The 24,472-nt window shown below is 73.0% G+C and carries 21 protein-coding genes; 14 read left to right on the top strand and 7 right to left on the bottom strand.

The window, feature by feature from the left end; all coding sequences use genetic code 11:
• Positions 1–24: 24 nt before the first annotated feature.
• A complete protein-coding gene (locus ACF07N_RS20400; protein WP_094053833.1) occupies positions 25–711 on the top strand; it encodes a response regulator transcription factor in 687 nt (228 codons plus the stop codon).
• 9 nt (positions 712–720) lie between these two features.
• Positions 721–2,127, top strand: coding sequence for an ATP-binding protein (locus ACF07N_RS20395; protein ID WP_383330848.1), 1,407 nt, complete (start codon positions 721–723; stop codon positions 2,125–2,127).
• Here ACF07N_RS20395 and ACF07N_RS20390 read toward each other — a convergent pair.
• Complete coding sequence (locus tag ACF07N_RS20390; RefSeq protein ID WP_392114752.1) at positions 2,117–3,118, bottom strand: TAXI family TRAP transporter solute-binding subunit; 1,002 nt, start codon at positions 3,116–3,118, stop codon at positions 2,117–2,119. The genes ACF07N_RS20395 and ACF07N_RS20390 overlap by 11 nt on opposite strands.
• 96 nt (positions 3,119–3,214) lie before the next feature.
• On the opposite strand from ACF07N_RS20390, the gene ACF07N_RS20385 reads away from it, so the two are divergent.
• On the top strand, positions 3,215–3,622 hold the full coding sequence (locus ACF07N_RS20385; RefSeq protein ID WP_392114749.1) for a MazG nucleotide pyrophosphohydrolase domain-containing protein: 408 nt from the start codon (positions 3,215–3,217) through the stop codon (positions 3,620–3,622).
• A gap of 174 nt (positions 3,623–3,796) precedes the next feature.
• Here the strand turns inward: ACF07N_RS20385 and ACF07N_RS20380 are convergent, their stop codons facing one another.
• Both ACF07N_RS20380 and ACF07N_RS20375 read right to left on the bottom strand, forming a co-directional pair.
• Positions 3,797–5,038: a cation:proton antiporter gene (locus tag ACF07N_RS20380; protein ID WP_392114746.1), complete on the bottom strand. Its 1,242-nt coding sequence runs from the start codon at positions 5,036–5,038 to the stop codon at positions 3,797–3,799.
• A 4-nt stretch (positions 5,039–5,042) separates the two neighbouring features.
• Positions 5,043–5,528, bottom strand: coding sequence for a cation:proton antiporter regulatory subunit (locus ACF07N_RS20375; RefSeq protein WP_383330836.1), 486 nt, complete (start codon positions 5,526–5,528; stop codon positions 5,043–5,045).
• 123 nt (positions 5,529–5,651) lie between these two features.
• Between ACF07N_RS20375 and ACF07N_RS20370 the strand changes: the two genes are divergently transcribed.
• The 4 genes from ACF07N_RS20370 (at position 5,652) to ACF07N_RS20355 (ending at position 9,830) form a co-directional block, all read left to right on the top strand.
• Positions 5,652–6,710 carry a sensor histidine kinase gene (locus tag ACF07N_RS20370; RefSeq protein ID WP_392114743.1) on the top strand — a complete coding sequence of 353 codons (1,059 nt, stop codon included), beginning with the start codon at positions 5,652–5,654 and terminating at the stop codon, positions 6,708–6,710.
• Complete coding sequence (locus tag ACF07N_RS20365) at positions 6,707–7,360, top strand: response regulator (RefSeq protein WP_392114740.1); 654 nt, start codon at positions 6,707–6,709, stop codon at positions 7,358–7,360. Before ACF07N_RS20370 ends, ACF07N_RS20365 begins: the two co-directional genes overlap by 4 nt.
• A gap of 75 nt (positions 7,361–7,435) precedes the next feature.
• The gene (gene miaB / locus ACF07N_RS20360) at positions 7,436–8,962 is read left to right on the top strand and encodes a tRNA (N6-isopentenyl adenosine(37)-C2)-methylthiotransferase MiaB (RefSeq protein WP_392114737.1); all 1,527 of its coding nucleotides are present in this window, start codon (positions 7,436–7,438) and stop codon (positions 8,960–8,962) included.
• Positions 8,963–9,104: 142 nt separating this feature from the next.
• Positions 9,105–9,830 carry a class III extradiol dioxygenase subunit B-like domain-containing protein gene (locus ACF07N_RS20355; protein ID WP_392114734.1) on the top strand — a complete coding sequence of 242 codons (726 nt, stop codon included), beginning with the start codon at positions 9,105–9,107 and terminating at the stop codon, positions 9,828–9,830.
• 115 nt (positions 9,831–9,945) lie between these two features.
• On the opposite strand, the gene ACF07N_RS20350 is transcribed toward ACF07N_RS20355, so the two are convergent.
• Positions 9,946–10,434, bottom strand: coding sequence for an antitoxin (locus ACF07N_RS20350; RefSeq protein ID WP_392114731.1), 489 nt, complete (start codon positions 10,432–10,434; stop codon positions 9,946–9,948).
• 26 nt (positions 10,435–10,460) lie between these two features.
• Positions 10,461–10,730: a hypothetical protein gene (locus ACF07N_RS20345; RefSeq protein WP_383588103.1), complete on the bottom strand. Its 270-nt coding sequence runs from the start codon at positions 10,728–10,730 to the stop codon at positions 10,461–10,463.
• Positions 10,731–10,912: 182 nt separating this feature from the next.
• On the opposite strand from ACF07N_RS20345, the gene miaA reads away from it, so the two are divergent.
• The 6 genes from miaA to hflX all read left to right on the top strand — a co-directional run bounded on the left by miaA (position 10,913) and on the right by hflX (position 19,724).
• On the top strand, positions 10,913–11,851 hold the full coding sequence (gene miaA, locus ACF07N_RS20340) for a tRNA (adenosine(37)-N6)-dimethylallyltransferase MiaA (RefSeq protein WP_383330815.1): 939 nt from the start codon (positions 10,913–10,915) through the stop codon (positions 11,849–11,851).
• Between the two features lie 108 nt (positions 11,852–11,959).
• Entirely contained in the window at positions 11,960–12,490 is a 531-nt protein-coding gene (locus tag ACF07N_RS20335) for a hypothetical protein (RefSeq protein ID WP_392114846.1), read from the top strand.
• Between the two features lie 375 nt (positions 12,491–12,865).
• Positions 12,866–13,738, top strand: coding sequence for a diaminopimelate epimerase (dapF, locus tag ACF07N_RS20330; protein WP_392114727.1), 873 nt, complete (start codon positions 12,866–12,868; stop codon positions 13,736–13,738).
• A 285-nt stretch (positions 13,739–14,023) separates the two neighbouring features.
• Complete coding sequence (locus ACF07N_RS20325) at positions 14,024–16,384, top strand: RelA/SpoT family protein (protein WP_392114724.1); 2,361 nt, start codon at positions 14,024–14,026, stop codon at positions 16,382–16,384.
• A gap of 131 nt (positions 16,385–16,515) precedes the next feature.
• Entirely contained in the window at positions 16,516–18,069 is a 1,554-nt protein-coding gene (locus tag ACF07N_RS20320) for a M1 family metallopeptidase (protein WP_392114721.1), read from the top strand.
• Positions 18,070–18,230: 161 nt separating this feature from the next.
• Positions 18,231–19,724: a GTPase HflX gene (hflX, locus tag ACF07N_RS20315; RefSeq protein WP_383330803.1), complete on the top strand. Its 1,494-nt coding sequence runs from the start codon at positions 18,231–18,233 to the stop codon at positions 19,722–19,724.
• Positions 19,725–19,844: 120 nt separating this feature from the next.
• Here the strand turns inward: hflX and ACF07N_RS20310 are convergent, their stop codons facing one another.
• A complete protein-coding gene (locus ACF07N_RS20310) occupies positions 19,845–21,044 on the bottom strand; it encodes a trypsin-like serine peptidase (RefSeq protein WP_392114718.1) in 1,200 nt (399 codons plus the stop codon).
• Between the two features lie 205 nt (positions 21,045–21,249).
• The gene (locus ACF07N_RS20305) at positions 21,250–22,473 is read right to left on the bottom strand and encodes a trypsin-like serine peptidase (protein ID WP_392114715.1); all 1,224 of its coding nucleotides are present in this window, start codon (positions 22,471–22,473) and stop codon (positions 21,250–21,252) included.
• A 528-nt stretch (positions 22,474–23,001) separates the two neighbouring features.
• Here ACF07N_RS20305 and ACF07N_RS20300 point away from each other — a divergent pair.
• Positions 23,002–24,411 carry an aminotransferase class III-fold pyridoxal phosphate-dependent enzyme gene (locus ACF07N_RS20300; RefSeq protein ID WP_392114843.1) on the top strand — a complete coding sequence of 470 codons (1,410 nt, stop codon included), beginning with the start codon at positions 23,002–23,004 and terminating at the stop codon, positions 24,409–24,411.
• Positions 24,412–24,472: the final 61 nt, after the last annotated feature.

The raw sequence follows: 24,472 nt of genomic DNA, 5'->3' as shown, positions 1-24,472 counted from the left end.
GCCAGTGAACCGAAGGGGGCCCGGGTGAGACTCCTGCTCGTCGAGGACGACAACCACGTCGCCGCCGCCCTGTCGGCGGTCCTGGCACGGCACGGCTTCGACGTCACGCACGCGCGCAGCGGCGAGGAGGCTCTCCAGGCCCTGGTCCCCGAAGGCGACGGCTTCGGTGTCGTCCTGCTCGACCTGGGCCTGCCCGACCAGGACGGTTACGAGGTCTGCGGCAAGATCCGCAAGCGCACCAGCACCCCCGTGATCATGGTGACGGCCCGCTCCGACGTGCGCTCGCGCATCCACGGCCTCAACCTCGGCGCCGACGACTACGTCGTGAAGCCCTACGACACCGGCGAGCTGCTCGCCCGGATCCACGCGGTCAGCCGGCGCACCTCCCACGAGGACACCTCCAGCGGCATCGAGACCGAGCTGCGGCTCGGCCCCGTGCACATCGAGCTGCCCACCCGCCGGGTCAGTGTGGACGGGGCGGTGATCCAGCTGACCCGCAAGGAGTTCGACCTGCTGGCCCTGCTCGCGCAGCGGCCCGGGGTGGTCTTCCGCCGGGAGCAGATCATCAGCGAGGTGTGGCGGACCAGCTGGGAGGGGACCGGGCGCACGCTGGAGGTGCACGTCGCGTCGCTGCGCGCCAAGCTGCGCATGCCCGCCCTCATCGAGACCGTACGCGGGGTCGGCTACCGGCTCGTCGCGCCCGCCGGATAGCGGGGCCGGGTGCGCACTCGTCTGCTCCCGCTGCTCATCGTCCTGATGGCGGCCGTGCTGCTCGCGCTCGGTGTGCCGCTCGCCGTCAGCCTGGCGGGCGCCCAGCAGCAGAAGGTCGTCGTCGACCGCATCGACGACACCGCGCGCTTCGCCGCCCTCGCGCAGTTCGTGACCGACTCGCCCGACGGGACCACCGGCGCGTTCGAGAACGAGCGTCTCGCCACGCTCAGCAGTGAGCTCCGCAGCTACCACGAGGTCTACGGCATCCGCGCCGGTGTCTTCTACCGCAGCGGCCGTGCCATGGCCCAGGCCCCCGCCAGGTGGGCGCTGCCTCAGGAGGGCGAGGTGCGCGCCGCCTTCGACGAGGCGCTGCTCAGCCGCCGCAGCCACGACCCGAAGCAGGTGTGGCCCTGGCAGCGCCGCAACCTGGTGGTCGCCTCGCCGGTCATCCGGGACGGCGACGTCGTCGCGGTCGTCCTCACCGACTCGCCGACCGACCAGCTGCGCTCGCGGACGCTGCGCGGCTGGCTCGTCATCGGCGCCGGGGAGTCCGCCGCGATGCTGCTGGCCGTCGGGGCCGCGCTGCGGCTGACCGGCTGGGTGCTCAAGCCGGTGCGGATCCTGGACGCCACCACGCACGACATCGCCACCGGGCGGCTCAAGTCCCGGGTCGCGGCCGCGGGCGGGCCCCCGGAACTGCAGCGTCTGGCCCGGTCGTTCAACGAGATGGCCGACAATGTCGAGGACGTCCTGGAGCAGCAGCGCGCCTTCGTCGCGGACGCCTCCCACCAGTTGCGCAATCCTCTCGCCGCGCTGCTCCTGCGCATCGAGCTGCTCTCCTTCGAGCTGCCCGAGGGCAACAAGGAGATCGCCTCCGTCCAGGCGGAGGGCAAGCGTCTCGCGCAGGTCCTGGACGACCTGCTGGACCTGGCGCTGGCCGAGCACACCGAGGCGGACCTGAGGATCACGGACATCGGCGAGCTGGCCGCCGAGCGCGTCGCGGCCTGGTCCCCGACCGCCGACGCCAAGGGCGTGCGCCTGGTCGGCGACTGCCCGCCGACCACCGCCTGGGCCGACCCGGTGGCCCTGTCGAGCGCCCTGGACGCGGTCATCGACAACGCCGTGAAGTTCACGCCCGGCGGCGAGACCGTCGAGGTGTCCGTCGCCCCCGACGGCGACACCTCCACCGTCGTCGTCACCGACCGCGGCCCCGGCCTCACCGACGAGGAACTGGCCCGCATCGGCGACCGCTTCTGGCGCAGCGGCCGGCACCAGAACATCAAGGGCTCGGGCCTCGGCCTGTCCATCTCGCGGGCGCTGCTCGCGGCGGGTGGCGGCTCGATCGCCTACGACCATCACGAGCCGCACGGCCTGCGGGTGACCGTGCGGGTGCCCAGGTCGGCTCCTACGGCTTGACGGACCGGTAGTAGCGCTGGGCACCGACGTGCAGCTGCAGGGGGTCGGTGTAGATGGCCGTGCGGACGTCGACCAGCTGGGCGGAGTGGACGGTGGAGCCGATGCCGTCGCGGCTGTCGATCACCGTCCGGGTCAGCCACTCGGTGAGCCGCGCGTCCACGTCGCTGCGGGTCACCAGGAGGTTGGACACCGCCAGGGTCGGCACCGGGTCGCCGCGCTGGATCGTGGGGTAGGCCGACTCGGGCATCTTGGTGGCGCGGTAGTAGCGCGTGGCACCGCCCTGGTCGTGCAGCTTGGCCACCAGGTCGGCGTCGATCGGTACGAACCGGAAGGCGGAGGCCGACTTCTTCGCCAGCCGGCTGAGTCCGTCCGTGGGCAGGCCGCCCGACCAGAAGAACGCGTCGAGCCCGTGGCCCAGCCGCTTGGGCCCGGTGTCGATGCCGTCCGACGAGGGCTCGATGTCCTTCTCCGGGTCGATGCCGGCCGCCTTGAGCACGCCGTTGGCGATCAGCCGCACACCGGAGTCGGGCAGCCCTATCGCCACACGCTTGCCGCGCAGGTCCGCGACGGACCGGATGTCCGAGTCCGGCGGCACGACCAGCTGGACGTAGTCGTCGTACAGGCGTGCGACGCCGCGCAGCCGGTCTGCGCCCGTGCTGTTGTCGAGCTTGTACGTGGCGACCGCGTCGGCCGCGGCGATCGCGAAGTCGGCCTGGCCGGTCGCCACGTCCGCGACGTTCTCCTGCGACCCGGCGCTGGTCAGCAGCCGCACCGTCAGATCGGGCATGTCCTCGTCGATCTCGGCGCGCAGCAGTTCCCCGTACTCGTGGTAGACCCCGGCGCGCGTGCCGGTGCTGAAGTCGATCTCCCCGCCCGGCGGCTGCTCGGCCCAGGGGCGCAGCCACCACAGCAGCAGCCCGAGGACCACGAGGGCGGCGGCACCGCCCTGCAGGGCCCGGTGCCGGCCGATACGCGGGAACGTCCTGGACATGCGGGCGATCCTGCCAGCCGGGGCGCCCCCGTGACCAGGGCAGGGGTCACAGGGGGCGGGCCGGGGATGTCAGAGGCGGCCACTACAGTCGCCGTCATGAGCTCCTCGCCCGCCGACCTGGTCCGTGCGTTCCACCGCGCCTTCGGCCTGGACGCCCGCAGCACCCCGACGGAGATCCCGCCGGAGCTCGCCGCCCACCGCGGCGAACTGCTCGCCGAGGAGGCCGCTGAGGTCGCCGAGGTGTCGGTGACCGGCCCGCTCGACCGGCTCGCGCACGAGCTGGCGGACGTGGTCTACGTCGCGTACGGCACGGCCCTGGTCCACGGCATCGACCTCGACGCGGTGATCGCCGAGGTCCACCGCTCCAACATGACCAAGCTCGGCCCGGACGGCTCCGTGTCCCGCCGCGCGGACGGCAAGGTCCTCAAGGGGGAGCACTACGAGGCACCGGACGTGCTCGGGGTGCTGCGCAGACAGGGGTGGGAGCCTGGTGCGGGCGTCTGACTCCGGTGCCCTGTCCTCGGCGTCCGTCCTCAGCGCCGTGACTTCGGTGCCCTGACCCGGGCGTGGCACCTCGGCGCGCTGACCCGGTGGCCGGCCCCGGGCCCGACCCCGCTGCCGCCTGGACCGGCCGGGCGGCACGGGCCCGGCCCCGCCCGGTCCGGCCCGCCCCGCACCTCAGTCGGCGACCGGCGCCTCCGTCTCCGTGGCCCGGGCCGTCGGCCCCGGCTCCGCCTCCGGCCCCGACTCCGGCCGGTCCCGCTCGCGGCGTCGGCCCCACCAGGTCGCCACGGGCTCCGTGTACCGCGCGGTGAGCGGCCCCAGGACCACCAGGATCAGGACGTACGCCGTGGCCAGCGGGCCGAGGGACGGCTCGACGCCGGCGGCGACCGCGAGGCCCGCGATGACGATCGAGAACTCGCCGCGGGCGACCAGCGCGCCGCCCGCCCGCCAGCGGCCCCTGACCGAGATCCCGGCGCGCCGGGCCGCCCAGTAGCCGGTGGCGATCTTCGTGAGCGCGGTGACGGCGGCCAGGCCCAAGGCAGGCAGGAGCACCGGCGGGATGCTCGACGGGTCGGTGTGCAGCCCGAAGAAGACGAAGAAGACCGCCGCGAACAGGTCGCGCAGCGGACTCAGCAGGGTGTGCGCGCCCTCCGCCACCTCCCCGGACAGCGCGATGCCCACCAGGAAGGCCCCCACCGCCGCCGACACCTGGAGCTGCTGCGCCACGCCCGCGACGAGGATCGTCAGACCCAGCACGACCAGCAGCAGCTTCTCCGGATCGTCGCTGGAGACGAACCGCGAGATGACCCTGCCGTAGCGCAGCGCGAGGAACAGCACGAGCCCCGCCGCACCGAGCGCGATCGCCAGAGTCATGCTGCCGGCCAGCAGCCCGGCGCCCGCCACCAGGGCCGTGACGATCGGCAGGTACACCGCCATCGCCAGGTCCTCCAGCACCAGCACGCTGAGGATCACCGGTGTCTCCCGGTTGCCGATCCGGCCGAGGTCGCCGAGGACCTTCGCGATCACCCCGGAGGACGAGATCCAGGTGACACCGGCCAGGACGACCGCGGCCACCGGCCCCCAGCCGAGCAGCAGCGCCACGGCCGCCCCGGGCAGGGCGTTGAGCGCGCAGTCGACGAGTCCGGCGGGGTAGTGCGTCTTGAGGTTGGAGACCAGATCGCTCGCCGTGTACTCCAGGCCCAGCATCAGCAGCAGCAGGATGACGCCGATCTCCGCGCCCGTGGCGATGAACTCCTCGCTCGCGCCCAGCGGCAGCAGCCCGCCCTCGCCGAAGGCCAGGCCGGCCAGGAGGTACAGCGGTATCGGTGAGAGCCGGAAGCGGGCGGCGAACCGGCCGAGCAGGCCGAGGCTAAGGATGATGGAACCGAACTCGATCAGCAGGACCGCGGAGTGCACCGGTTCACTCCCGCCCGAGTATCGTCGCGGCCGCGTCGACGCCCTCGCGCGTGCCGACGACGATCAGCGTGTCCCCGCCGGCCAGCCGGAAGTCCGGTGCGGGCGACGGGATGGCCTCGGCCCGGCGCAGCACCGCCACCACCGAAGCGCCCGTGTCCGTCCGCATCCGGGTGTCGCCCAGTACCCGCCCGTTCCAGCGCGAGGTCGCGGCCACCTCGACGCGCTCGGCGACCAGCCCCAGGTCGGTGGTGTAGAGCAGGCTCGGGCTGTGGTGGGACGGCTTGAGCGCGTCGATCAGCGATCCCGCCTCGGACCCGGTCAGCCGCAGGGACTGCGCGCAGGAGTCGGGGTCGTCGGCCCGGTACACGTTCACCGTGCGCGTCCCGTCGCGGTGCGCGATCACCGACAGGTGGCGGTGCTCGCGGGTCTCCAGGTCGTACTGGACCCCGATGCCCGGCAGCGGCGTCGCCCTCAGGCGCGGAGCTGACACGTCTGTTCCCCTTGTTCGTCCGGTGTGCTGTGCCCGTGCCCGTGTGCCGAGCGGTGCCGTGAACGGTGCCGGCCGACGGACGGGCCACGTCCGCATGCTGTCATCCGGCCGTACGGTGGCGACATGGGTGTTGTGACGGATATACGCAGCGGCCGCTCGCGGGAGACAGTGCGGGGGGAGGTGTCGGACGCGGACGCCGGGAGGAGCGGAACCAGGAACGTGTCGCTGTTCTGGCGCATCTTCTCGCTCAACGCCGCCGGTCTGGTCGTGGCCACCGCGCTGCTGCTCGGCCCCGTCACCGTCTCCACCCCCGTCCTGGCCGGGGAGGCGCTCGTCCTGCTCGGCGGCCTGGCGCTGCTGCTGGCCGGCAACGCGCTCGTGCTGCGCTTCGGCCTGTCCCCCCTGCAGCGGCTGGACCGCGCGATGGCCACCGCCGACCTGCTGCGCCCCGGCTCCCGCCCGGTGGTGAGCGGCCCCGCCGAGACGGCCGGGCTGATCACCACGTACAACACGATGCTCGACCGGCTGGAGGCCGAGCGGGCCGCGGGCGCCGCCCGTGCGCTGTCCGCGCAGGAGGGCGAGCGGCACCGGATCGCCCGCGAGCTGCACGACGAGGTCGGGCAGACCCTGACCGCCGTCCTGCTCCAGCTCAAGCGCGTGGCCGACCGGGCCCCTGAGGAGCTGCGCGACGAGGTCGGCCAGGCGCAGGAGGCGACCCGGGCCGGCCTGGACGAGATCCGCCGCATCGCCCGGCGGCTGCGCCCGGGAGTCCTGGAGGAACTGGGGCTGGCCAGCGCCCTGCGGTCGCTCGCCGCCGAGTTCACCACCCACGGACTGACCGTGCGCCACCACGTCACCGGCGATCTGCCCGCCCTGACCCCGGAAGCGGAACTCGTCGTCTACCGGGTGGCCCAGGAGGGCCTGACCAACACCGCCCGGCACGCCGCCGCCGACCGCGCCGAGCTGCGCCTGTGGCCCGTCCCGGGCGGCGCCGAACTGCTCGTCCGCGACAACGGCAGGGGCACCGGCGCCGCTGCCGAGGGCGCCGGCATCACGGGCATGCGCGAACGCGCCCTGCTGGTCGGCGCCTCCCTCACCGTCGGACCGGCGCCCGGCGGGGGCACCGACGTACGGCTGCGTCTGCCGGTGTGTCTGCCGGTGCCGGAAGGAGCCCGCCGATGACCACCCCGATCCGTGTCCTGCTCGCCGACGACCACACCCTGGTGCGCCGGGGCGTGCGCCTCATCCTCGACGGCGAACCCGACCTGACGGTCGTCGCCGAGGCGGGCGACGGGGCCGAGGCCGTGGCCAGGGCCCGCGAGACCCCCGTCGACCTGGCCGTCCTCGACGTCGCCATGCCACGGATGACCGGCCTCCAGGCCGCCCGGGAACTCTCCCGCCGGCTGCCCGGCCTGCACATCCTCATCCTGACCATGTACGACAACGAGGAGTACTTCTTCGAGGCGCTCAGGGCCGGGGCCAGCGGTTACGTCCTCAAGTCGGTCGCCGACCGCGACCTGGTGGAGGCGTGCCGGGCGGCCGTCCGGGACGAGCCGTTCATCTACCCGGGCGCCGAACGGGCCCTGGTCCGCTCCTACCTGGAACGCCTCCACCGCGGCGACGGCCTGCCGGAGCGGGCCATCACCGAACGCGAGGAGGAGATCCTCAAGCTGGTCGCCGAGGGCCACACCTCCAAGGAGATCGGCGAACTCCTCTTCATCAGCGCCAAGACCGTCGAACGCCACCGCGCCAACCTGCTCCAGAAGCTCGGCATGCGCGACCGCCTGGAACTGACCCGGTACGCCATCAGGGCCGGCCTCATCGAGCCCTGAGGACCGGCGGGGTCCCGGGGAGGGGTTGTCCACAGGCGGCCGACCCACCCGCGCCGACCGCCTACCCTTGTCCCCATGAGCAGCATCGACCGGAGCCAGTCAGTGGGCGGCACGCGCACGTACGAGGTACGCACCTACGGGTGCCAGATGAACGTCCACGACTCCGAGCGATTGGCCGGCCTGCTGGAGGACGCGGGATACGTCCGCGCCCCCGAGGGCTCCGACGGCGAGGCGGACGTCGTCGTCTTCAACACGTGCGCCGTGCGCGAGAACGCCGACAACAAGCTGTACGGCAACCTCGGCCACCTGGCGCCGAAGAAGGCCGCCCGCCCCGGCATGCAGATCGCGGTCGGCGGCTGCCTGGCCCAGAAGGACCGCGACACCATCGTGAAGAAGGCGCCCTGGGTGGACGTCGTCTTCGGCACGCACAACATCGGCAAGCTGCCCGTCCTGCTGGAGCGCGCCCGCGTGCAGGAGGAGGCGCAGGTCGAGATCGCCGAGTCCCTGGAGGCGTTCCCCTCCACGCTCCCGACCCGCCGCGAGAGCGCCTACGCGGCCTGGGTCTCCATCTCCGTCGGCTGCAACAACACCTGCACCTTCTGCATCGTCCCGGCTCTGCGCGGCAAGGAGAAGGACCGCCGCCCCGGCGACATCCTCGCCGAGATCGAGGCCCTGGTCGCCGAGGGCGTCTCCGAGATCACGCTCCTCGGGCAGAACGTCAACGCCTACGGCTCGGACATCGGCGACCGCGAGGCCTTCAGCAAGCTGCTGCGGGCCTGCGGGAAGATCGACGGCCTGGAGCGCGTCCGCTTCACCTCGCCGCACCCGCGCGACTTCACCGACGACGTCATCGCTGCCATGGCCGAGACGCCGAACGTGATGCCACAGCTGCACATGCCGCTGCAGTCCGGCTCCGACCCGGTCCTGAAGGCGATGCGCCGCTCCTACCGCCAGGAGCGCTTCCTCGGGATCATCGAGAAGGTCCGCGCCGCCATCCCGCACGCCGCGATCAGCACCGACATCATCGTGGGCTTCCCCGGCGAGACCGAGGAGGACTTCGAGCAGACGCTGCACGTGGTCCGCGAGGCCCGCTTCGCCCAGGCGTTCACCTTCCAGTACTCCAAGCGGCCCGGCACCCCGGCCGCCGAGATGGACGGCCAGATCCCCAAGAAGGTCGTCCAGGAGCGCTACGAGCGCCTGGTCGCCCTCCAGGAGGAGATCTCCTGGGAGGAGAACAAGAAGCAGGTCGGCCGCACGCTGGAGCTGATGGTCGCCGAGGGCGAGGGCCGCAAGGACGACACCACGCACCGTCTGTCCGGCCGCGCCCCCGACAACCGCCTCGTCCACTTCACCAAGCCGGACCAGGAGGTCCGCCCCGGTGACGTGGTCACGGTCGAGATCACCTATGCCGCCCCGCACCACCTGCTCGCCGAGGGCCCCGTCCTCGACGTGCGCCGCACGCGCGCGGGCGACGCCTGGGAGAAGCGCAACGCCGAGAAGGCGTCGAAGCCCTCACAGCCGGCGGGCGTCCTGCTCGGTCTGCCCCGGGTCGGCGTTCCGGAGCCGCTGCCGGTGGCGGCGGGCGGCTGCGGCTGCGACTGAGCCGGCCTGCACCTGGTCCGGCCGTGACCCATGCAGGGCCGTGACCTGGTCCCGCCACGGCTGGGGTGCGCTCCCGCCGGGTGGCGCCGGGCCGGGGCCGCCGCGTGCGGAACCGGTCCCTTCCGGGGTTACCCTGCCGATCATGCTTGTCGCCGCCGCCGTCTGTCCCTGCCCGCCCCTGCTGGTTCCCGAGGTCGCCGCGGGTGCCGCTCCGGAACTGGACGCCGCGCGAGCCGCCTGCACGGACGCGCTGGGGGTGCTCGCCGCCGCCCGGCCGCACCGGCTGACGGTGGTCGGGCCGGTGGACGCCCCGGAGCCCGAGACGTACCCGGAAGGCACCCGGGGATCCTTCAAGGGCTTCGGCGTCGACCTCGGCGTACGGCTGGGACGAGCCGGGGACGGAGAAGGAGGCGCCGGCGCGGAACGGCGGCTGCCGTACGCGCTGGCGGTGGCCGCCTGGCTGCTGGAACGGACCGGATGGTCCGATGCCCCGGTCGATGGCCTGGGCGTGGGGGAGCGGCTCGCGCCCGGGCACTGCGCCCGGATCGGCCGGGACCTCGCCGCCCGGGCCGAGCGGGTCGTGCTGCTGGTGATGGGTGACGCGAGTGCGTGCCGGACGCTCAAGGCCCCGGGCTATCTCGACGAGCGGGCGGCTCCCTTCGACGCGGAGGTGGGGCGCGCGCTCGGCGCGGCGGACCTGGCCGCCCTCATGGCCCTGGACGCCCGGCTCGCCCGCGAGCTGAAGGTGTCCGGACGGGCCCCCTGGCAGGTCCTGGCAGGCGCGGCCGAGGGAGCGGGCCTCGGCGGATCGCTGCTGTTCGAGGACGCCCCGTACGGCGTGGGGTACGCCGTCGCCACCTGGTCGTAGCAGCGGGTCGTGGAGCGGGTCGCGAGGCCGCCCGGCGGGCACCGAAACGCCGGACGGCCGGGAGCTGATGCTCCACGGCCGTCCGGCGATGTGCCCTTCGGTGAATGGCGAGGGGTCAGGAAACGGGCGGTGGCGGGTCCTCCGGCGGCGCGGTGCCGCCCGCGTCACGCGGTGGCGCCGTACGGCCCGCGTCCGGTGACGGAGTGGCCCCGGCGGGTGGCGGAGCGGCCCCGGCCGACGGTGGTGGCGTCCCGGTTCCCGGTGCCGTCGCGCCCGGTGGGGGAGTCCCTCCACCCGGCGGCGGGGTGGCCGCGCCCGGTGGCGGGGTGGCCGGCCCCGGCGGGGTCGTGCCGTGCGATGGCGGGGTCGTGCCGCCCGCGTGCGGTGCGCCCTCGTCCCGGTGCGCGAGTCGGCCCATGGCGCCCTTGGCCTTGCCCGTGCCCGACTGGATCCTGTCGCTGTACTTGCCCTTGGTCCTCTTGTCGACGACCTGTGCGGCCTTGTCGAGACCGTGCTGGATCTTGTCCTCGTGCCGCTGCGCGAGGTGCGAGACCTTGCCCTTCGCCGGGCCCAGCTTGGCCTTCACGTTGTCCAGGAGACCCATGGTTCACCTTCCCTCGCGCGGGGCGGTCACGTACGGGCGCCCTCACCGGCCTCGTTGTCGGCCGCCTTGTCGGTGGACTGCTGCTTGGGGATGTCGACGCCTTCGCCGTCGGTGACCTCGGTGCCCTTCGCTGCCGGCTCGGCGGCCTCCGGCGCTCCCTCGGCCGTCTTCGCCTCGGCGGTGCCCGCCGTCTCCTCGGTCTCGGACCCGGACTTCGCCGTGTCGCTCCCGGTCTCGGCGGCCGGCGCCTCCGTTGTGGCCTTGGACCGCCGGAGAAGTCGTGCAAAAACGCCCATATCCACTCCATACGTTACTCGTGCGGGCGAAATCCCGCGTCGCCCGGTGCGTCCGTTTGCGCGGCCCGGGCCACCGCCTCCGTGATCCGGCGGCAGGAACCTCGCAACGGGCAACGACCCCGGAGCCGTGGCGTCACGTAACTCGTTCGAGAGCGGGGTCGGAGGTTTGCGAGACTGGGGCGGTGAGCAGCGCACCCCCCGCCCCCCGCGTCATCGCCGTCGTCGGTCCCACCGCGGCCGGAAAGTCCGATCTGGGCGTCTTCCTGGCCCAGCGGCTCGGCGGCGAGGTCGTCAACGCCGACTCCATGCAGCTCTACCGAGGGATGGACATCGGCACCGCCAAGCTGACGCCCGAGGAACGCGGCGGAGTTCCGCACCACCTCCTGGACATCTGGGACGTGACCGTCACGGCGTCCGTCGCCGAGTACCAGCGCCTGGCGCGGGCGCGGATCGACGCGCTGCTCGCCGAGGGCCGCTGGCCGATCCTGGTGGGCGGCTCCGGACTGTATGTCCGCGGCGCCGTCGACAACCTGGAGTTCCCCGGCACCGACCCCGAGGTCCGCGCCCGTCTGGAGGAGGAACTCACCCTCCGCGGCTCGGGCGCACTGCACGCCCGCCTGGCCGCCGCCGACCCCGAGGCGGCCCGCGCCATCCTGCCGAGCAACGGGCGCCGGGTCGTACGGGCCCTGGAGGTCATCGAGATCACCGGCAAGCCCTTCACCGCCAACCTCCCCGGCCACGACTCGGTCTACGACACGCTGCAGATCGGCGTCGACGTCGCGCGGCCCGAGCTGGACGAGCGCATCGCGCGCCGGGTCGACCGCATGTGGGACGCCGGACTCGTGGACGAGGTACGGGCACTGGAGGCGCAGGGGTTGCGCGAAGGGCGTACGGCCTCGCGCGCGCTGGGCTACCAGCAGGTCCTCGCCGCGCTCGCCGGGGAGTGCACCCTGGAGGAAGCGCGGGCCGAGACCGTCCGTGCCACCAAGCGCTTCGCGCGCCGTCAGGATTCATGGTTCAGGCGCGATCCGCGGGTGCACTGGTTGAGTGGGGCTGTGGCCGACCGCACGGAACTTCCGCGGCTCGCACTGTCCTTGGTCGAACGACCGGTTACAGCCTGATCACGTCATGGCATCGGGACGCCCAGGCCGTCATCCGGTCCTTCGGCGGCGTGCCATCATCGAGCTTCGATCGACCGAGTTGAGTCCTAGTTGGGAGGGCGCGTGGCGATGGAGGCCGGCCCTCGCGACACCGCACGAAGCGCCGATCACATCACCGCCGAGCGGGATGTGCCGGAGCACGGCGACGGACCGGAGCACGAGGACGGGCCGGAGCGCGAGCAGGACCGTCTCAGCTCCGACGGGCCCGACGAGACGCCGGGTGTGACGGACGACGGTCCCGAGCCCGGCGAGATGTTCGCGGACGAGGTCGAGGTCGAGCTGCGCCCACAGCGCCGGCTGCGCATCTGGCAGCTCGCGCCCATCGTCGCCCTCGCGGCCCTCGGCTCCCTGATGTTCGCCTTCCCGCTCGCCTTCGACTTCGGCGACAGCGGGGCCGTGATCGCCATGCTCGGCCTGCTGATCTGCTCGTGCGCGGCCGGCTGGGGCATGATGGCGGCCCGCCGCGTCGGCTACACCTGGCCGGGTCTGCCCGCCAAGGGCTCCGGCCGCAGGCCGGACTGGCGGGTCGTCCTCGCCTACGCGGTGATGGTGGCGGCGGTGGTCGTCCTGGCCGTGTGGCGGGTGGCCCGGCTCCGCTGAGGCCGTGTGCGGGGTCCGCCCGGGCGCACCCTGGCGCACCTGAACAGGCGCGGAAATCCGCGCGGCAGGCCACGCAGCACCCCGGGAAGCACCAGCACCCGGGAAGCACCAGCACCCTGACAAGCGTCGGCACCCCGCGAAACGCCAGCACCCCGCAAGGCACAAGCACCCCGGGAGGCCCTCGCACCCCCGTTAGGCCCTCGCACCCCCGGGAGACCCCGTCCCCCTGGGAGGCCCTCGCACCCCCGGTAGGCCCCCGTCCCCCGGGGCTCCGCACCCCGTCGGCGGCGAGGCCGTGCCGGCGCCCGGAGCACCCGCACACCCCCGACGGATCCGCTCCGCCCTCCCCGCGGAGCGCGCCGTACGATCGAGGGCATGAGCACGCGGATCCCCTTCCTCAAGGGCCACGGCACCGAGAACGACTTCGTGATCGTGCCGGACCCCGAGAACGCCATCGACCTGCCCCCGGCCGCGGTCGCCGCCCTGTGCGACCGCCGCGCGGGCATCGGCGGTGACGGACTGCTGCACGTGGTGCGCTCCGCCGCGCACCCCGAGGCCGCGAGCATGGCGTCCGAGGCGGAGTGGTTCATGGACTACCGCAACGGCGACGGCTCGATCGCTGAGATGTGCGGCAACGGCGTACGGGTCTTCGCGCGCTACCTCCAGCGCGCCGGGCACGTGACCGAAGGGGACCTCGCGGTCGCCACCCGCGGTGGTGTGAAGACCGTGCACCTCGCCAAGGACGGTGACGTCACCGTCGGCATGGGCAGGGCGCTCCTCCCCGAGGACGAGGTCACCGTGAGCGTCGGCGAGCGCAGCTGGCCCGCGCGGAACGTCAACATGGGCAACCCGCACGCGGTCGCCTTCGTCGACGACCTGGCGCACGCCGGCGACCTGAACGCCCCGCCGCCCTTCAGCCCGGCCTCCGTCTATCCGGACGGGGTGAACGTCGAGTTCGTCGTCGACCGCGGCCCGCGGCACGTCGGGATGCGCGTGCACGAACGCGGCTCCGGGGAGACCCGCTCCTGCGGCACGGGCGCGTGCGCCGTCGCCGTGGCCGCCGCGCGCCGCGACGGCGCCGACCCCACGGTCACCGGCACGCCGGTCACCTACACCGTGGACGTCCCCGGCGGCACCCTCGTGATCACCGAGCGGCCCGACGGTGAGATCGAGATGACCGGCCCGGCCGTGATCGTGGCCGAGGGCGAGATCGACGCGGACTGGCTGACGGCCGTCCCGCGGGGGTGAGCCTCCGCGCCGGCCGCCGCGCGGGAGCCGGGCCGACCCGAAACCGCCGCGCGGAATCAGCCACTTGGCGGGAACATCACCACCGGGGTCACTCGACACGGGGTGCAAACCTCGCATTCGTCCCTCGAATGGGTGATCAGTTTCACGCTCGGCGAGAGGCGGTCAGCCACGCGTGGTGGGCTCGATAGCATCAAGCACCGGCCCGGACGGGGGACCGAAGCCGCCCCCTGAGCCGTGTCCGCCCTGGGGCACCCCGTCCGCCGGTTGACGCAGCCGGAGGTGCCCATGAGTGCGGAGGCCACGAATCCCGTGACCCCAGGCCCGATGCCGGGCGCGGCCTCGGTGCCGGTGACGCCGGCAGCGCCGCGCAGAAAGGCCCGCCCCCGGCTCGACCTGCGCCGCCTGGGCAGAGCCGCGCTGCTCGGCCCCGCCGCCCGCGACCGGCTGCCCGACGCGATCAGCCACGTCGTCGAGGCCCACCGCGCGCACCACCCCGACGCGGACCTCGAACCCCTGCGGCGCGCCTACGTCCTGGCCGAGTCCTCGCACCGCGGCCAGATGCGCAAGAGCGGCGAGCCGTACATCACGCACCCGCTCGCCGTGACCCTGATCCTCGCCGAACTCGGCGCCGAGACGACGACGTTGACCGCCTCCCTGCTCCACGACACCGTCGAGGACACGGAGGTGACGCTCGATCAGGTGGGGGAGCAGTTCGGCGAGGAGGTGCGCTACCTCGTCGACGGCGTCACCAAGCTGGAGAAGGTCGACTACGGCGCCGCCGCCGAGCCCGAGACGTTCCGCAAGATGCTCGTCGCCACCGGCAACGACGTCCGCGTCATGTCGATCAAACTCGCCGACCGGCTGCACAACATGCGCACCCTCGGCGTCATGCGCCCCGAGAAGCAGGAGCGCATCGCGAAGGTGACACGTGACGTCCTCATCCCGCTCGCCGAACGGCTCGGCGTCCAGGCGCTCAAGACGGAACTGGAGGACCTGGTCTTCGCGATCCTGCACCCCGAGGAGTACGCGCACACCAGGGAACTGATCGTCCGCAACGCCGACCGCGCCGACGACCCGCTCGCCGAGGTCGCCGACGAGGTGCGCGCCGTGCTGCGCGAGGCGGGCATCCCGGCCGAAGTCCTCATCCGGCCCCGCCACTTCGTCTCCGTGCACCGCGTCTCGCGCAAACGCGGCCGGCTCCGCGGCTCCGACTTCGGCCGCGTGCTGGTCCTGGTGAACGAGGACGCCGACTGCTACGGCGTCCTCGGCGAACTCCACACCTGTATGACGCCGGTGGTCTCGGAGTTCAAGGATTTCATCGCCGTACCGAAGTTCAACCTCTACCAGTCGCTGCACACGGCCGTCGCCCGCGAGGACGGCCAGGTCGTCGAAGTCCTCATCCGCACCCACCAGATGCACAAGGTCGCCGAGGCCGGCGTCGTCGCCCTCGGCAACCCCTACGCCCCCGCCCCCGACGACCCGGCCGACGGCGAGCGCGTCGACCCCACCCGCCCCGGCTGGCTCTCCCGGCTTCTCGACTGGCAGGAGGCGGCACCCGACCCCGACCAGTTCTGGTCGACCCTGCGCGAGGACCTCGCCCAGGACCGCGAGATCACCGTCTTCCGGCCCGACGGCGGCACACTGGGCCTGCCCGAGGGCGCCACCTGCGTGGACGCCGCGTACGCGCAGTACGGCGAGGACGCGCACGCCTGCATCGGCGCCCGGGTCAACGGCCGGCTGGCGACGCTGTCCACCGTGCTGAGGGACGGCGACACCGTCGAACTGCTCATGGGACAGGACCCCGCCTCCGAGCCCTCCCGGGAGTGGCTGGAGCACGCCCACACGCCCACGGCCCGCATCGCCATCCAGCGATGGCTGGCCGCCCATCCGGTCCAGGCCGAGGCCCAGGCGAGCGAGGCCCGGACCGCGGAGGCCGAGGGGCCCTCCGCGCACCGCCGGAGCGGCGGCCGCCCGACCGTGGACCGCCCGACCGTGGACCGTGCGGCTCACGACCGTCCGGCCGGGGACCGTCCGGGCCACGAGCCCTCGACCGCCGACCGTCCGAGCGCCGACCGCGCGGCCGCCGACCGGGCGGCCGCCGACCGAGCGACCGCGCTCCGGCCCGTCGGCGGCCCGCCCGGCACGGGCGCGTCGGCGGTGTCCGCCGGCGAGCGGCCCGCCTCCCGCCCCGCCGGCGGCGACGTCCTCACGGACCTGCCGGGCGCGACCGTACGGCTCGCCCGGTGCTGCACGCCCGTACCCCCCGACGAGATCACCGGCTTCGCCGTGCGCGGGGGAGTGGTCACGGTCCATCGCGTCGAGTGTCCCGTGGTGGCGCGGATGACGGACGGGGGGCGTGAGGAGATCGGCGTGCGCTGGGGTGACACCACCGAGTGCCGCGTCACGCTGGTCGCCGAATCGTTCGTCCGGCCCCATCTGCTCGCCGACCTCACGGAGGCCATGGCCCTCGAAGGGGCCGAGATCGTCTCCGCGACCGTCGAGCCCCCGACCCAGCAGCAGGTCCGGCACACCTACACCGTGCAGCTCCCGGACGCGGCCCACCTGCCCGCCCTGATGCGCGCCATGCGCAACGTGGCAGGCGTGTACGACGTGAGCCGGGCACAGCCGCAGCCGCAGGGCGCCTGAGACCGCCGCAGGGCACCTCGGGCCGTGCCAGACGTCCGGGGCGGCAGGCGGCGCAGGCGCCGGTCCCCGGTTCGGGTGGGCCGGACGCGCGTCGCCCGTGCCCCGCGGGCGCCCGCTGATAGCCGTGAGGCATGCCCCTCACGCCCGCTTCCCCCACCCGCCGGCGGACGACCGCCGCCCTGCTCGCCTCGGCCGTCTCGGTGTGCCTCGTCGCCGCGAGCGCCCCCGCCGTCCCGCTCGGCGTCGGCGACCGCCTCTTCCCGTACCTGGGCAACCCCGGCTACGACGTCGCCGCCTACGACCTGTCCTTCACCTATCCCGGCACGAACAGCGAGCCGCTGCGGGCCGTCACCACCATCGACGCCTGGACCACCGCCGACCTGGACCGGATCAACCTGGACTTCGCCCACGGCAAGGTCGACTCCGTGGAGGTGGACGGGGAACCCGCCCGGTTCCGCGCCGCAGGCGAAGACCTGGTGATCACGCCCGAGGACTCCGTGTCGGACGGCAACTGGATGCGGATCACCGTCCGCCACACCAGCGACCCCGTCCCCGCCGAGGGGCGCGAGGGCGGCTGGGTGCGCACCGGCGACGGCCTCGCCATGGCCAACCAGGCCGACGCCGCGCACCTCGTGTTCCCCTGCAACGACCACCCCTCCGACAAGGCCATGTTCACCATCCGGGTCACCGCGCCCGACGGCCACACAGCCGTGGCCAACGGTCTCCCCGCAGGGGTGGACCGGTCCGGCGGGACGACCACCTGGACGTACCGCACGCGGCACCCCATGGCCACCGAACTCACCCAGGTCTCCATCGGCCGCTCCACGGTGCTGCACCGCACCGGCCCCCACGGCCTGCCCGTACGGGACGTCGTCCCCACCCGCTACCGCGAGGCACTGGAGCCCTGGCTGGAGAAGACCCCCGCCCAGATCGCCTGGATGGAGGACAAGGTCGGCCGCTACCCCTTCGAGACGTACGGCGTGCTCGCGGCCGACGCCTCCACCGGCTTCGAACTGGAGACCCAGACGCTCTCCCTCTTCGAGCGTGAGCTGTTCACCGAGCCCGGGTACCCCGCCTGGTACGTCGAATCGATCATGGTCCACGAACTGGCGCACCAGTGGTTCGGCGACAGCGTCACCCCCCGCACCTGGTCCGACCTGTGGCTCAACGAGGGACACGCCACCTGGTACGAGGCGCTCTACGCCGAGGAACAGGCCGGCAAGCCGATGCGGGACCGGATGCGACTCGCCTACGGCGCCTCCGACCGCTGGCGCGCGTCCGGCGGACCGCCCGCCGCCCCCAAGGCACCACGGCCCGGCGACAAGACCGACATCTTCCGGCCCAACGTCTACGACGGCGCCGCGCTCGTCCTGTACGCCCTGCGTCAGGAGATCGGCCGCCCGGCCTTCGAACGCCTGCAGCGCGCATGGGTCACCCGCCACCAGGACGGCACGGCGAGCACCCGGGACTTCGTCCGGCTCGCCGCCGAGATCGCCGGACGCGACCTGGACACGTTCTTCCAGGGCTGGCTGTACGGCGAGAAGACCCCGCCGATGCCGGGGCACCCGGACTGGAAGCCGGAGACGGCCGCGAAACCCGCCGCCGCACCCTCGGACCCGGCCGCGTCGGTGACGGCGGGCGCTCCGGTGGTAGCGGCTTCGCCCGCGGCGGCGGGCGCGCGATAACACGGTGACGAGACGCCCCGTGCCGTGCGACCATCTTCAGGTCGGTGCGGCACGGCGCGGGACGCCGGGAATCTCCCGGAGTGCCCACGCGTTGTGCACAGTGACGGACCAGCCCCGGCTCTCCGTCGCCGACAACGGTTTCCCACCTACGTAAGGATCCAATGACCTCCTCTTCTTCCCCTTCCCAGGACACGAAGCGATTCGCGCACAGCCACCCCGAGGGTCTTCGGGCCGATGCCCTGATGGAAGAGGACGTCGCCTGGAGCCTCGAGATCGACGGAGAGCGGGACGGCGACCAGTTCGACCGCTCCGAGCGCGCGGCCCTGCGCCGCGTGGCGGGGCTCTCCACAGAGCTCGAGGACGTCACCGAGGTCGAGTACCGTCAGCTCCGCCTGGAGCGGGTCGTGCTCGTCGGCGTCTGGACCTCGGGAACCGCGCAGGACGCGGAGAACTCCCTCGCGGAGCTCGCCGCCCTCGCCGAGACCGCGGGCGCGCTGGTGCTCGACGGCGTGATCCAGCGCCGCGACAAGCCCGACGCGGCCACGTACATCGGCTCCGGCAAGGCCGAGGAGCTGCGGGACATCGTCCTCGAGTCCGGTGCGGACACCGTCATCTGCGACGGTGAGCTCAGCCCGGGCCAGCTCATCCACCTCGAAGACGTCGTCAAGGTCAAGGTCATCGACCGTACGGCCCTGATCCTGGACATCTTCGCCCAGCACGCCAAGTCCCGAGAGGGCAAGGCGCAGGTCGCGCTCGCGCAGATGCAGTACATGCTGCCGAGGCTGCGAGGCTGGGGTCAGTCGCTGTCCCGGCAGATGGGCGGCGGCAAGGGCGGCGGCCTCGCCACCCGTGGTCCCGGTGAGACCAAGATCGAAACGGACCGGCGGCGGATCCGCGAGAAGATGGCGAAGATGCGCCGTGAGATCGCGGAGATGAAGACCGGCCGCGAGATCAAGCGCCAGGAGCGCAAGCGCCACAAGGTGCCGTCCGTGGCCATCGCGGGCTACACCAACGCCGGAAAGTCCTCGCTGCTCAACCGCCTCACGGGCGCGGGCGTCCTGGTCGAGAACGCCCTGTTCGCGACCCTCGACCCGACCGTGCGCCGGGCCGAGACCCCGAGCGGGCGGCTGTACACGCTGGCCGACACCGTCGGCTTCGTGCGCCACCTGCCGCACCACCTGGTCGAGGCGTTCCGCTCCACGATGGAGGAGGTCGGCGAGTCCGACCTGATCCTGCACGTGGTGGACGGCTCGCACCCGAACCCGGAGGAGCAGCTGGCCGCCGTGCGCGAGGTGATCAGGGACGTCGGCGCCACCGGCGTGCCCGAGATCGTCGTGATCAACAAGGCGGACGCGGCCGACCCGTTGACGCTGCAGCGGCTGCTGCGTGTCGAGAAGCGGTCCATGGCCGTCTCGGCCCGCACCGGCCAGGGCATCGAGGAACTGCTGGCGCTCATCGACAACGAGCTGCCGCGTCCCTCGGTCGAGGTCGAGGCGCTCGTGCCCTACACGCACGGCAAGCTGGTCGCCCGCGCCCACGACGAGGGCGATGTCATCTCCGAGGAGCACACCCCGGAGGGCACGCTGCTCAAGGTGCGGGTGCACGAGGAACTGGCGGCGGAGCTCGCGCCGTACGTCCCGGCACCGCTCGCCTGACCGGTCCGCCGCACCTCCCGGCACCGGGCGCCGACCACTCCCGGTTGCCGACCGGTCCCGGCCGTCGAAGAGGCCCCTCCCCGAACTGCTCGGGGAGGGGCCTTCTTCGTGCCGTACGGGTCAGCGCCCGCCGTAGGCCTTGCTCATGCTCTGGTAGAGCGCCTCGGCGTCCCGGCCCAGCTGCGGACCCGCCAGCCAGGTGTTGTCCGCCGGGCCGATCGAGGTGTTGGAGACCAGCACGGACTTGCCGTTCAGCACCCGGAACCAGCCGCCGCCCGACGAACCACCGGTCATGGTGCAGCCGATGCGGTACATCGTCGGCAGACTCGGGCTGAGCGAGAACCGGCCGGGCACGTCGACGCACTTGAACATCTTCAGGCCGTTGTAGGGCGGCGCGGCCGGGTAGCCCCAGGCGCCCATCTTGGCCGCCTCGGCCGCCGAGGGGGCGGAGAAGTCCACGTCGAGCGCGGCCCCGACCGTCTCCTCCAGGGACCTCGCCCCCTGCTCGGGCTTCACGTGCAGCACGGCGTAGTCGTACGCGGCCCCGTCGCCGCCCGATGCCGAGCCGCCCCGGATCCACTGGTTCGAGGTCGAGGCCCAGCCCGCCCACCAGTTGCCGTACGGGGCGATCTCGGTCGGGTTCGCGTTGGTCAGCTCGGCGTCGGACTTGCCGAGGTCGTTGTAGGCCGGGACGAACACGATGTTGCGGTACCAGCCGCCGTTCCCGCCGGTGTGCACGCAGTGGCCCGCCGTCCACACCAAATTGGACTTGCCCGGGTGGTTGACGTCCTTGATCACCGTGCCGGAGCAGACCGCCGGGCCGTCCGGGGAGTCGAAGAAGACCTTGCCGACCGGTGCCGCGTTGCGGTGGTACGGCGTCTTCTCGGCCTGCGCGCCGACGGGCGCCGGCTCCGGGTCGCTGACGCCCTGGCCGGCCGTGGCGTCCTTGGTGGTGACCGTCTTGTTCGCCTCCTGCGCGGACTGCATGCGCTCCGGCTTCCAGAGGCCCTCGATCACCGGGTTGACGAAGTCCTTGGCCTCACTGAGCCACTGGTCCCGGTCCCAGTCCTTCCAGCCGCCGTCCTTCCACTTGTCGACGTCGATCCCGTGTTCCTTGAGCTTGCCAGCCAGATCGGCCGGGATCTCGACCTTGCCGCCGGCGTCGGCCGCCCGGGAGGCGGTGGCGTCGGGCTTGTCGCTCGCCGAGTCCGCCGAACCGCCGCAAGCGGTGGCGGTGAGTGCCAGGGCGGCGACGAGCCCGGTGGCGGCGAGGACGGTGCGCCGCCCGCGCCTCGATGCGGGCGTACGTGTGGAACGCATGGTGCGATGACCCCCGTTGGTGCGTGTGTATGTGGTGCTGCGTGTGGTGCGGTTCATGTGTGATGCGCCGCAGTGCGGTGCGGTGGGGAGTGGTTCGGCGCGGTGATCGTGGTGCGGTGAGCGTGGTGCGGTGATCGCCGTGCAGGGTGGTGCAGTTCCGTGCAGGGCGGCCGCCGGACACGGCCCGGCACCCGGTCGCCCCGGCCTACTGGCCCGCGAACTTCTCGCTGACCGAGTCGAACACGCCCTTGGCCACCTCGCCCAGGCGCGGCCCGGCCAGCCAGCCCGACGTCACCGGGCCGATCGAGGTGTTGGACACCAGGGCCGGCCGGCCGTCCGAGCCGGTCGCCACCCAACCGCCGCCCGAGGCACCGCCGGTCATGGTGCAGCCGATCCGGTACATCGTCGGGTCCGACGCCGTGAGCGACAGCCGCCCCGGCCGGTCCTGGCACCGGTACAGCTTCTGCCCGTCGTACGGCGGCGCCGCCGGGTAACCGGTCGCCGTGATGCTCTCGACCTGCGGCACGGCGGGCGCCTTGAAGTCGACCGGAAGCGCCGAACCGACCATCTCCTCCAGCGACTTGCCGCCACTGCCCTTCTCCGGCGTCACATGGATGACGGCGAAGTCGTACGGTGCGCCGTCCCCGCCCGTCGAACCGCCCTGCTCGATCCACTGGTCCGAGGTCTGCGCCCAGTCGCCCCACCAGACACCGTAGGGAGCGACGTCCTGGCGCGTGGCGTCCTCCAGCTCCTGGACCGACTGGCCGGCGTCGTTGTACGACGGCACGAACGCGATGTTGCGGTACCAGCCGCCCTTCTTGCCGGCGTGCACACAGTGGCCCGCCGTCCACACCAGGTTGGACTTGCCCGGGTGCGCCGGGTCCTTCACCACGGTCGCCGAGCAGACGGCCGAGCCCTTCGGGGAGTCGAAGAACACCTTGCCGGCCGTGGGCGCGGCGGCGTGGTACGACGGCGGCACGGCCTGGGCCCGCACCGGCCGCGGCGTGGGGTCGGTGACGCCCTGGTCGCCGGAGAGGTCGCCCTCGTCGACGCCCTGGTCGGGCTCCTCCGCCTCCCGCATCCGGTCCGGGTTCCAGAGTCCCTCGATGATCGGGTTGACGTACTCGTGCGCCTCGCGCAGCCAGTCGTCCCGGTCCCAGTTCCGCCAGGCCCCGTTCTTCCACTTGTCGATGTCGATCCCGTGCTCGCGGAGCCGGTCCCTGATGTCGTCCGGGATCCGCAGCTTGCCGTCGTCTGAGGCGGTGGCGGACGCGGAGGCCTCCCCGCCCGCCGCGGCGTCACCCGACTCGCAGGCGGTGGCGGTCAGCGCGAGCGCCGAGGCGAGGGCGACGGCGGCCAGCACGGGGGAGTTCCTGCGGCGCGCCCTCCCCCCTCGGCGTGCGGTGGACGACGGCCGGATGGATCGCATGATCTGACTCCCCCTGTGATGACGAACGTGGACGAACCGGAGCTTCGGCCCTCGTTCTCCGCTGCAGCACGGGGACTTCGGGGCGGCTCACCGCGTCCGGGAACGGCACCACACACTATGCGGTGGCTGTGGGGGAGGCCCGACGGAACAGCAACAGTTCCGTCACGGAAAGGATCTTGAGGCAACCCGTAACCCGGTGAGCGGTCCGGGGTTGGTAGCGGTGGGGAGTCTGCTGTCCGCGGCCCCCTGTGCCCGTGCCCAGTGGAGGTCAGGGAAGTCGTGGCGGAATCCGCCCTTGGGGGCCGTGCGTCGGAGGAGGCCGCTGTGGGGCATGCGGAGGTGAAGGCCCTCTCCGGTTCCGGCGCCCCCGTCGACGACATCGCACGGGGCGCCGACGACACGACGCGCGCGGGCGAGCCGGGAGTCGACGGTGGCAAGTCGGGGGCCGAGGGTGGCCAGCCCGGAGCCGACGGCGGCAAGCCGGGTGCCGAGGGTCGCGCTGCGGGAGCGGCGGACTGCACCTCGAAGATGCGCACCGGCCAGGGGAGCTCCCCGCGTCGCCAACCCGCTCGGGAGCCCGCGGCCCGGACCTACCCCCGGGCCCTGCCCATCGTGCCGGTGCGGGCCCGGGGCATGACGATCGAGGGCGCGGACGGCCGCCGCTATCTGGACTGCCTCTCCGGGGCCGGTGCCCTCGCCCTCGGGCACAACCACCCCGTCGTCCTGGAAGCCATCCGCAAGGTCCTCGACTCCGGTGCGCCCCTCAACGCCCTCGACCTGGCGACACCCGTCAAGGACGCCTTCGTCACCGAACTGTTCCGCACCCTGCCCCCCGGACTCGCCGACCGGGCACGTGTGCGCTTCTGCGGCCCTAGCGCCACCGACGCGCTGCGGACGGCCCGCGAACTGGTCAGCGCGGCAACCGGTCCGACCGGCCTCGTCGGCGGTGACGCGATGACGACCCGCCTGGCCTATCCGCAGGACTGCTCCGACCTGTTCGAGGCTGTCCCCGGGACGGGGATCAGGGCTGAAGCCGCGGCCCGGACGGGGGCTTGTGCTGCTCGACTCCCCTCCGGGGTGATCGTCGAACCCGTCCAGGGCGAGGACGGGGTCATTCCCGCGCCGGACGCCTGGTTGCGGCGTGTCCGGCAGCTCACGGCCGACCGATCCGTACCACTCATCGCCGACGAGACGCAGACCGGCGTCGGGCGCACCGGCACTTTCTGGGCGGTGCAGCACAGCGGCGTGACACCGGACGTCATGATCCTCTCCGAGGCCGTCGGTGGCAGCCTGCCCTTGGCCGTCGTGGTGTACCGCGACGACCTCGACCCCGGCGAACTCGCCGCCCCCACCGGCGCCTTCCGCGGCAACCAACTCGCCATGGCCGCAGGCACGGCGACCCTCGCCCACGTCCGCGAGCACCGACTCGCCGAACGTGCGGCGGCCCTCGGCGCACGGATGCTGCGGCAACTGCGCCTCCTGAGCGACGAGTTCGACGGCGTGGCCGACGTGCGGGGAAGAGGACTGATGCTGGGAGTCGAGTTGAAGAACCCGGCCTCGGCGGTCAACGAACGCTCGACCGATGAGCTCCAGGCCCCTGAGCCGAGAACCCCTGAGCCGCAGACGCCCGAGCCGCCGACCGACGATTCGGATGCGGATGAACTGGCCGCGGTGGTCCAGCGGGAGTGCTTACGGCGCGGACTCATCGTCGGACTCGCCGGCCGCCACGCCAACGTCGTACGCCTGCTCCCGCCCCTGACGGTGACCGACGAACAGGCGGACGCCGTACTGGACCGCCTCACCGACGCGATCCGGGCGGCGTCCCGGGCGGCGTCTCGGAGCGAGGTGAGCACCCCAGTGCAGCGGACGCGGCGGGGGCGGCGGGAACAGCGAACGCAGCGAGGACAGCAGGGTCCTGCCGCACGCCACGAACCCTGATCTCGCCGCCTTCGTTCCCGCTCCGCCCGCCCCCGTCCAGACGATCCGCACCACAGCCCGA

Source organism: Streptomyces sp. NPDC015242 (assembly GCF_043079125.1).
GTDB lineage: Bacteria > Actinomycetota > Actinomycetes > Streptomycetales > Streptomycetaceae > Streptomyces.
Note: the sequence above shows the minus strand (reverse complement) of the source record. Positions and strands in the feature narration are given on the sequence as shown.

Coding starts and splice junctions, on each gene's coding strand:
- ACF07N_RS20305 (WP_392114715.1), bottom strand. CDS start 22,473: ATGCGATCCATCCGGCCGTCGTCCACCGCACGCCGAGGGGGGAGGGCG.
- ACF07N_RS20300 (WP_392114843.1), top strand. CDS start 23,002: ATGCGCACCGGCCAGGGGAGCTCCCCGCGTCGCCAACCCGCTCGGGAG.
- miaB (WP_392114737.1), top strand. CDS start 7,436: ATGAGCAGCATCGACCGGAGCCAGTCAGTGGGCGGCACGCGCACGTAC.
- ACF07N_RS20325 (WP_392114724.1), top strand. CDS start 14,024: ATGAGTGCGGAGGCCACGAATCCCGTGACCCCAGGCCCGATGCCGGGC.
- ACF07N_RS20350 (WP_392114731.1), bottom strand. CDS start 10,434: ATGGGTCTCCTGGACAACGTGAAGGCCAAGCTGGGCCCGGCGAAGGGC.
- ACF07N_RS20385 (WP_392114749.1), top strand. CDS start 3,215: ATGAGCTCCTCGCCCGCCGACCTGGTCCGTGCGTTCCACCGCGCCTTC.
- ACF07N_RS20370 (WP_392114743.1), top strand. CDS start 5,652: ATGGGTGTTGTGACGGATATACGCAGCGGCCGCTCGCGGGAGACAGTG.
- ACF07N_RS20310 (WP_392114718.1), bottom strand. CDS start 21,044: ATGCGTTCCACACGTACGCCCGCATCGAGGCGCGGGCGGCGCACCGTC.
- ACF07N_RS20335 (WP_392114846.1), top strand. CDS start 11,960: ATGGAGGCCGGCCCTCGCGACACCGCACGAAGCGCCGATCACATCACC.
- ACF07N_RS20320 (WP_392114721.1), top strand. CDS start 16,516: ATGCCCCTCACGCCCGCTTCCCCCACCCGCCGGCGGACGACCGCCGCC.
- hflX (WP_383330803.1), top strand. CDS start 18,231: ATGACCTCCTCTTCTTCCCCTTCCCAGGACACGAAGCGATTCGCGCAC.
- ACF07N_RS20365 (WP_392114740.1), top strand. CDS start 6,707: ATGACCACCCCGATCCGTGTCCTGCTCGCCGACGACCACACCCTGGTG.
- dapF (WP_392114727.1), top strand. CDS start 12,866: ATGAGCACGCGGATCCCCTTCCTCAAGGGCCACGGCACCGAGAACGAC.
- ACF07N_RS20345 (WP_383588103.1), bottom strand. CDS start 10,730: ATGGGCGTTTTTGCACGACTTCTCCGGCGGTCCAAGGCCACAACGGAG.
- ACF07N_RS20355 (WP_392114734.1), top strand. CDS start 9,105: ATGCTTGTCGCCGCCGCCGTCTGTCCCTGCCCGCCCCTGCTGGTTCCC.
- ACF07N_RS20390 (WP_392114752.1), bottom strand. CDS start 3,118: ATGTCCAGGACGTTCCCGCGTATCGGCCGGCACCGGGCCCTGCAGGGC.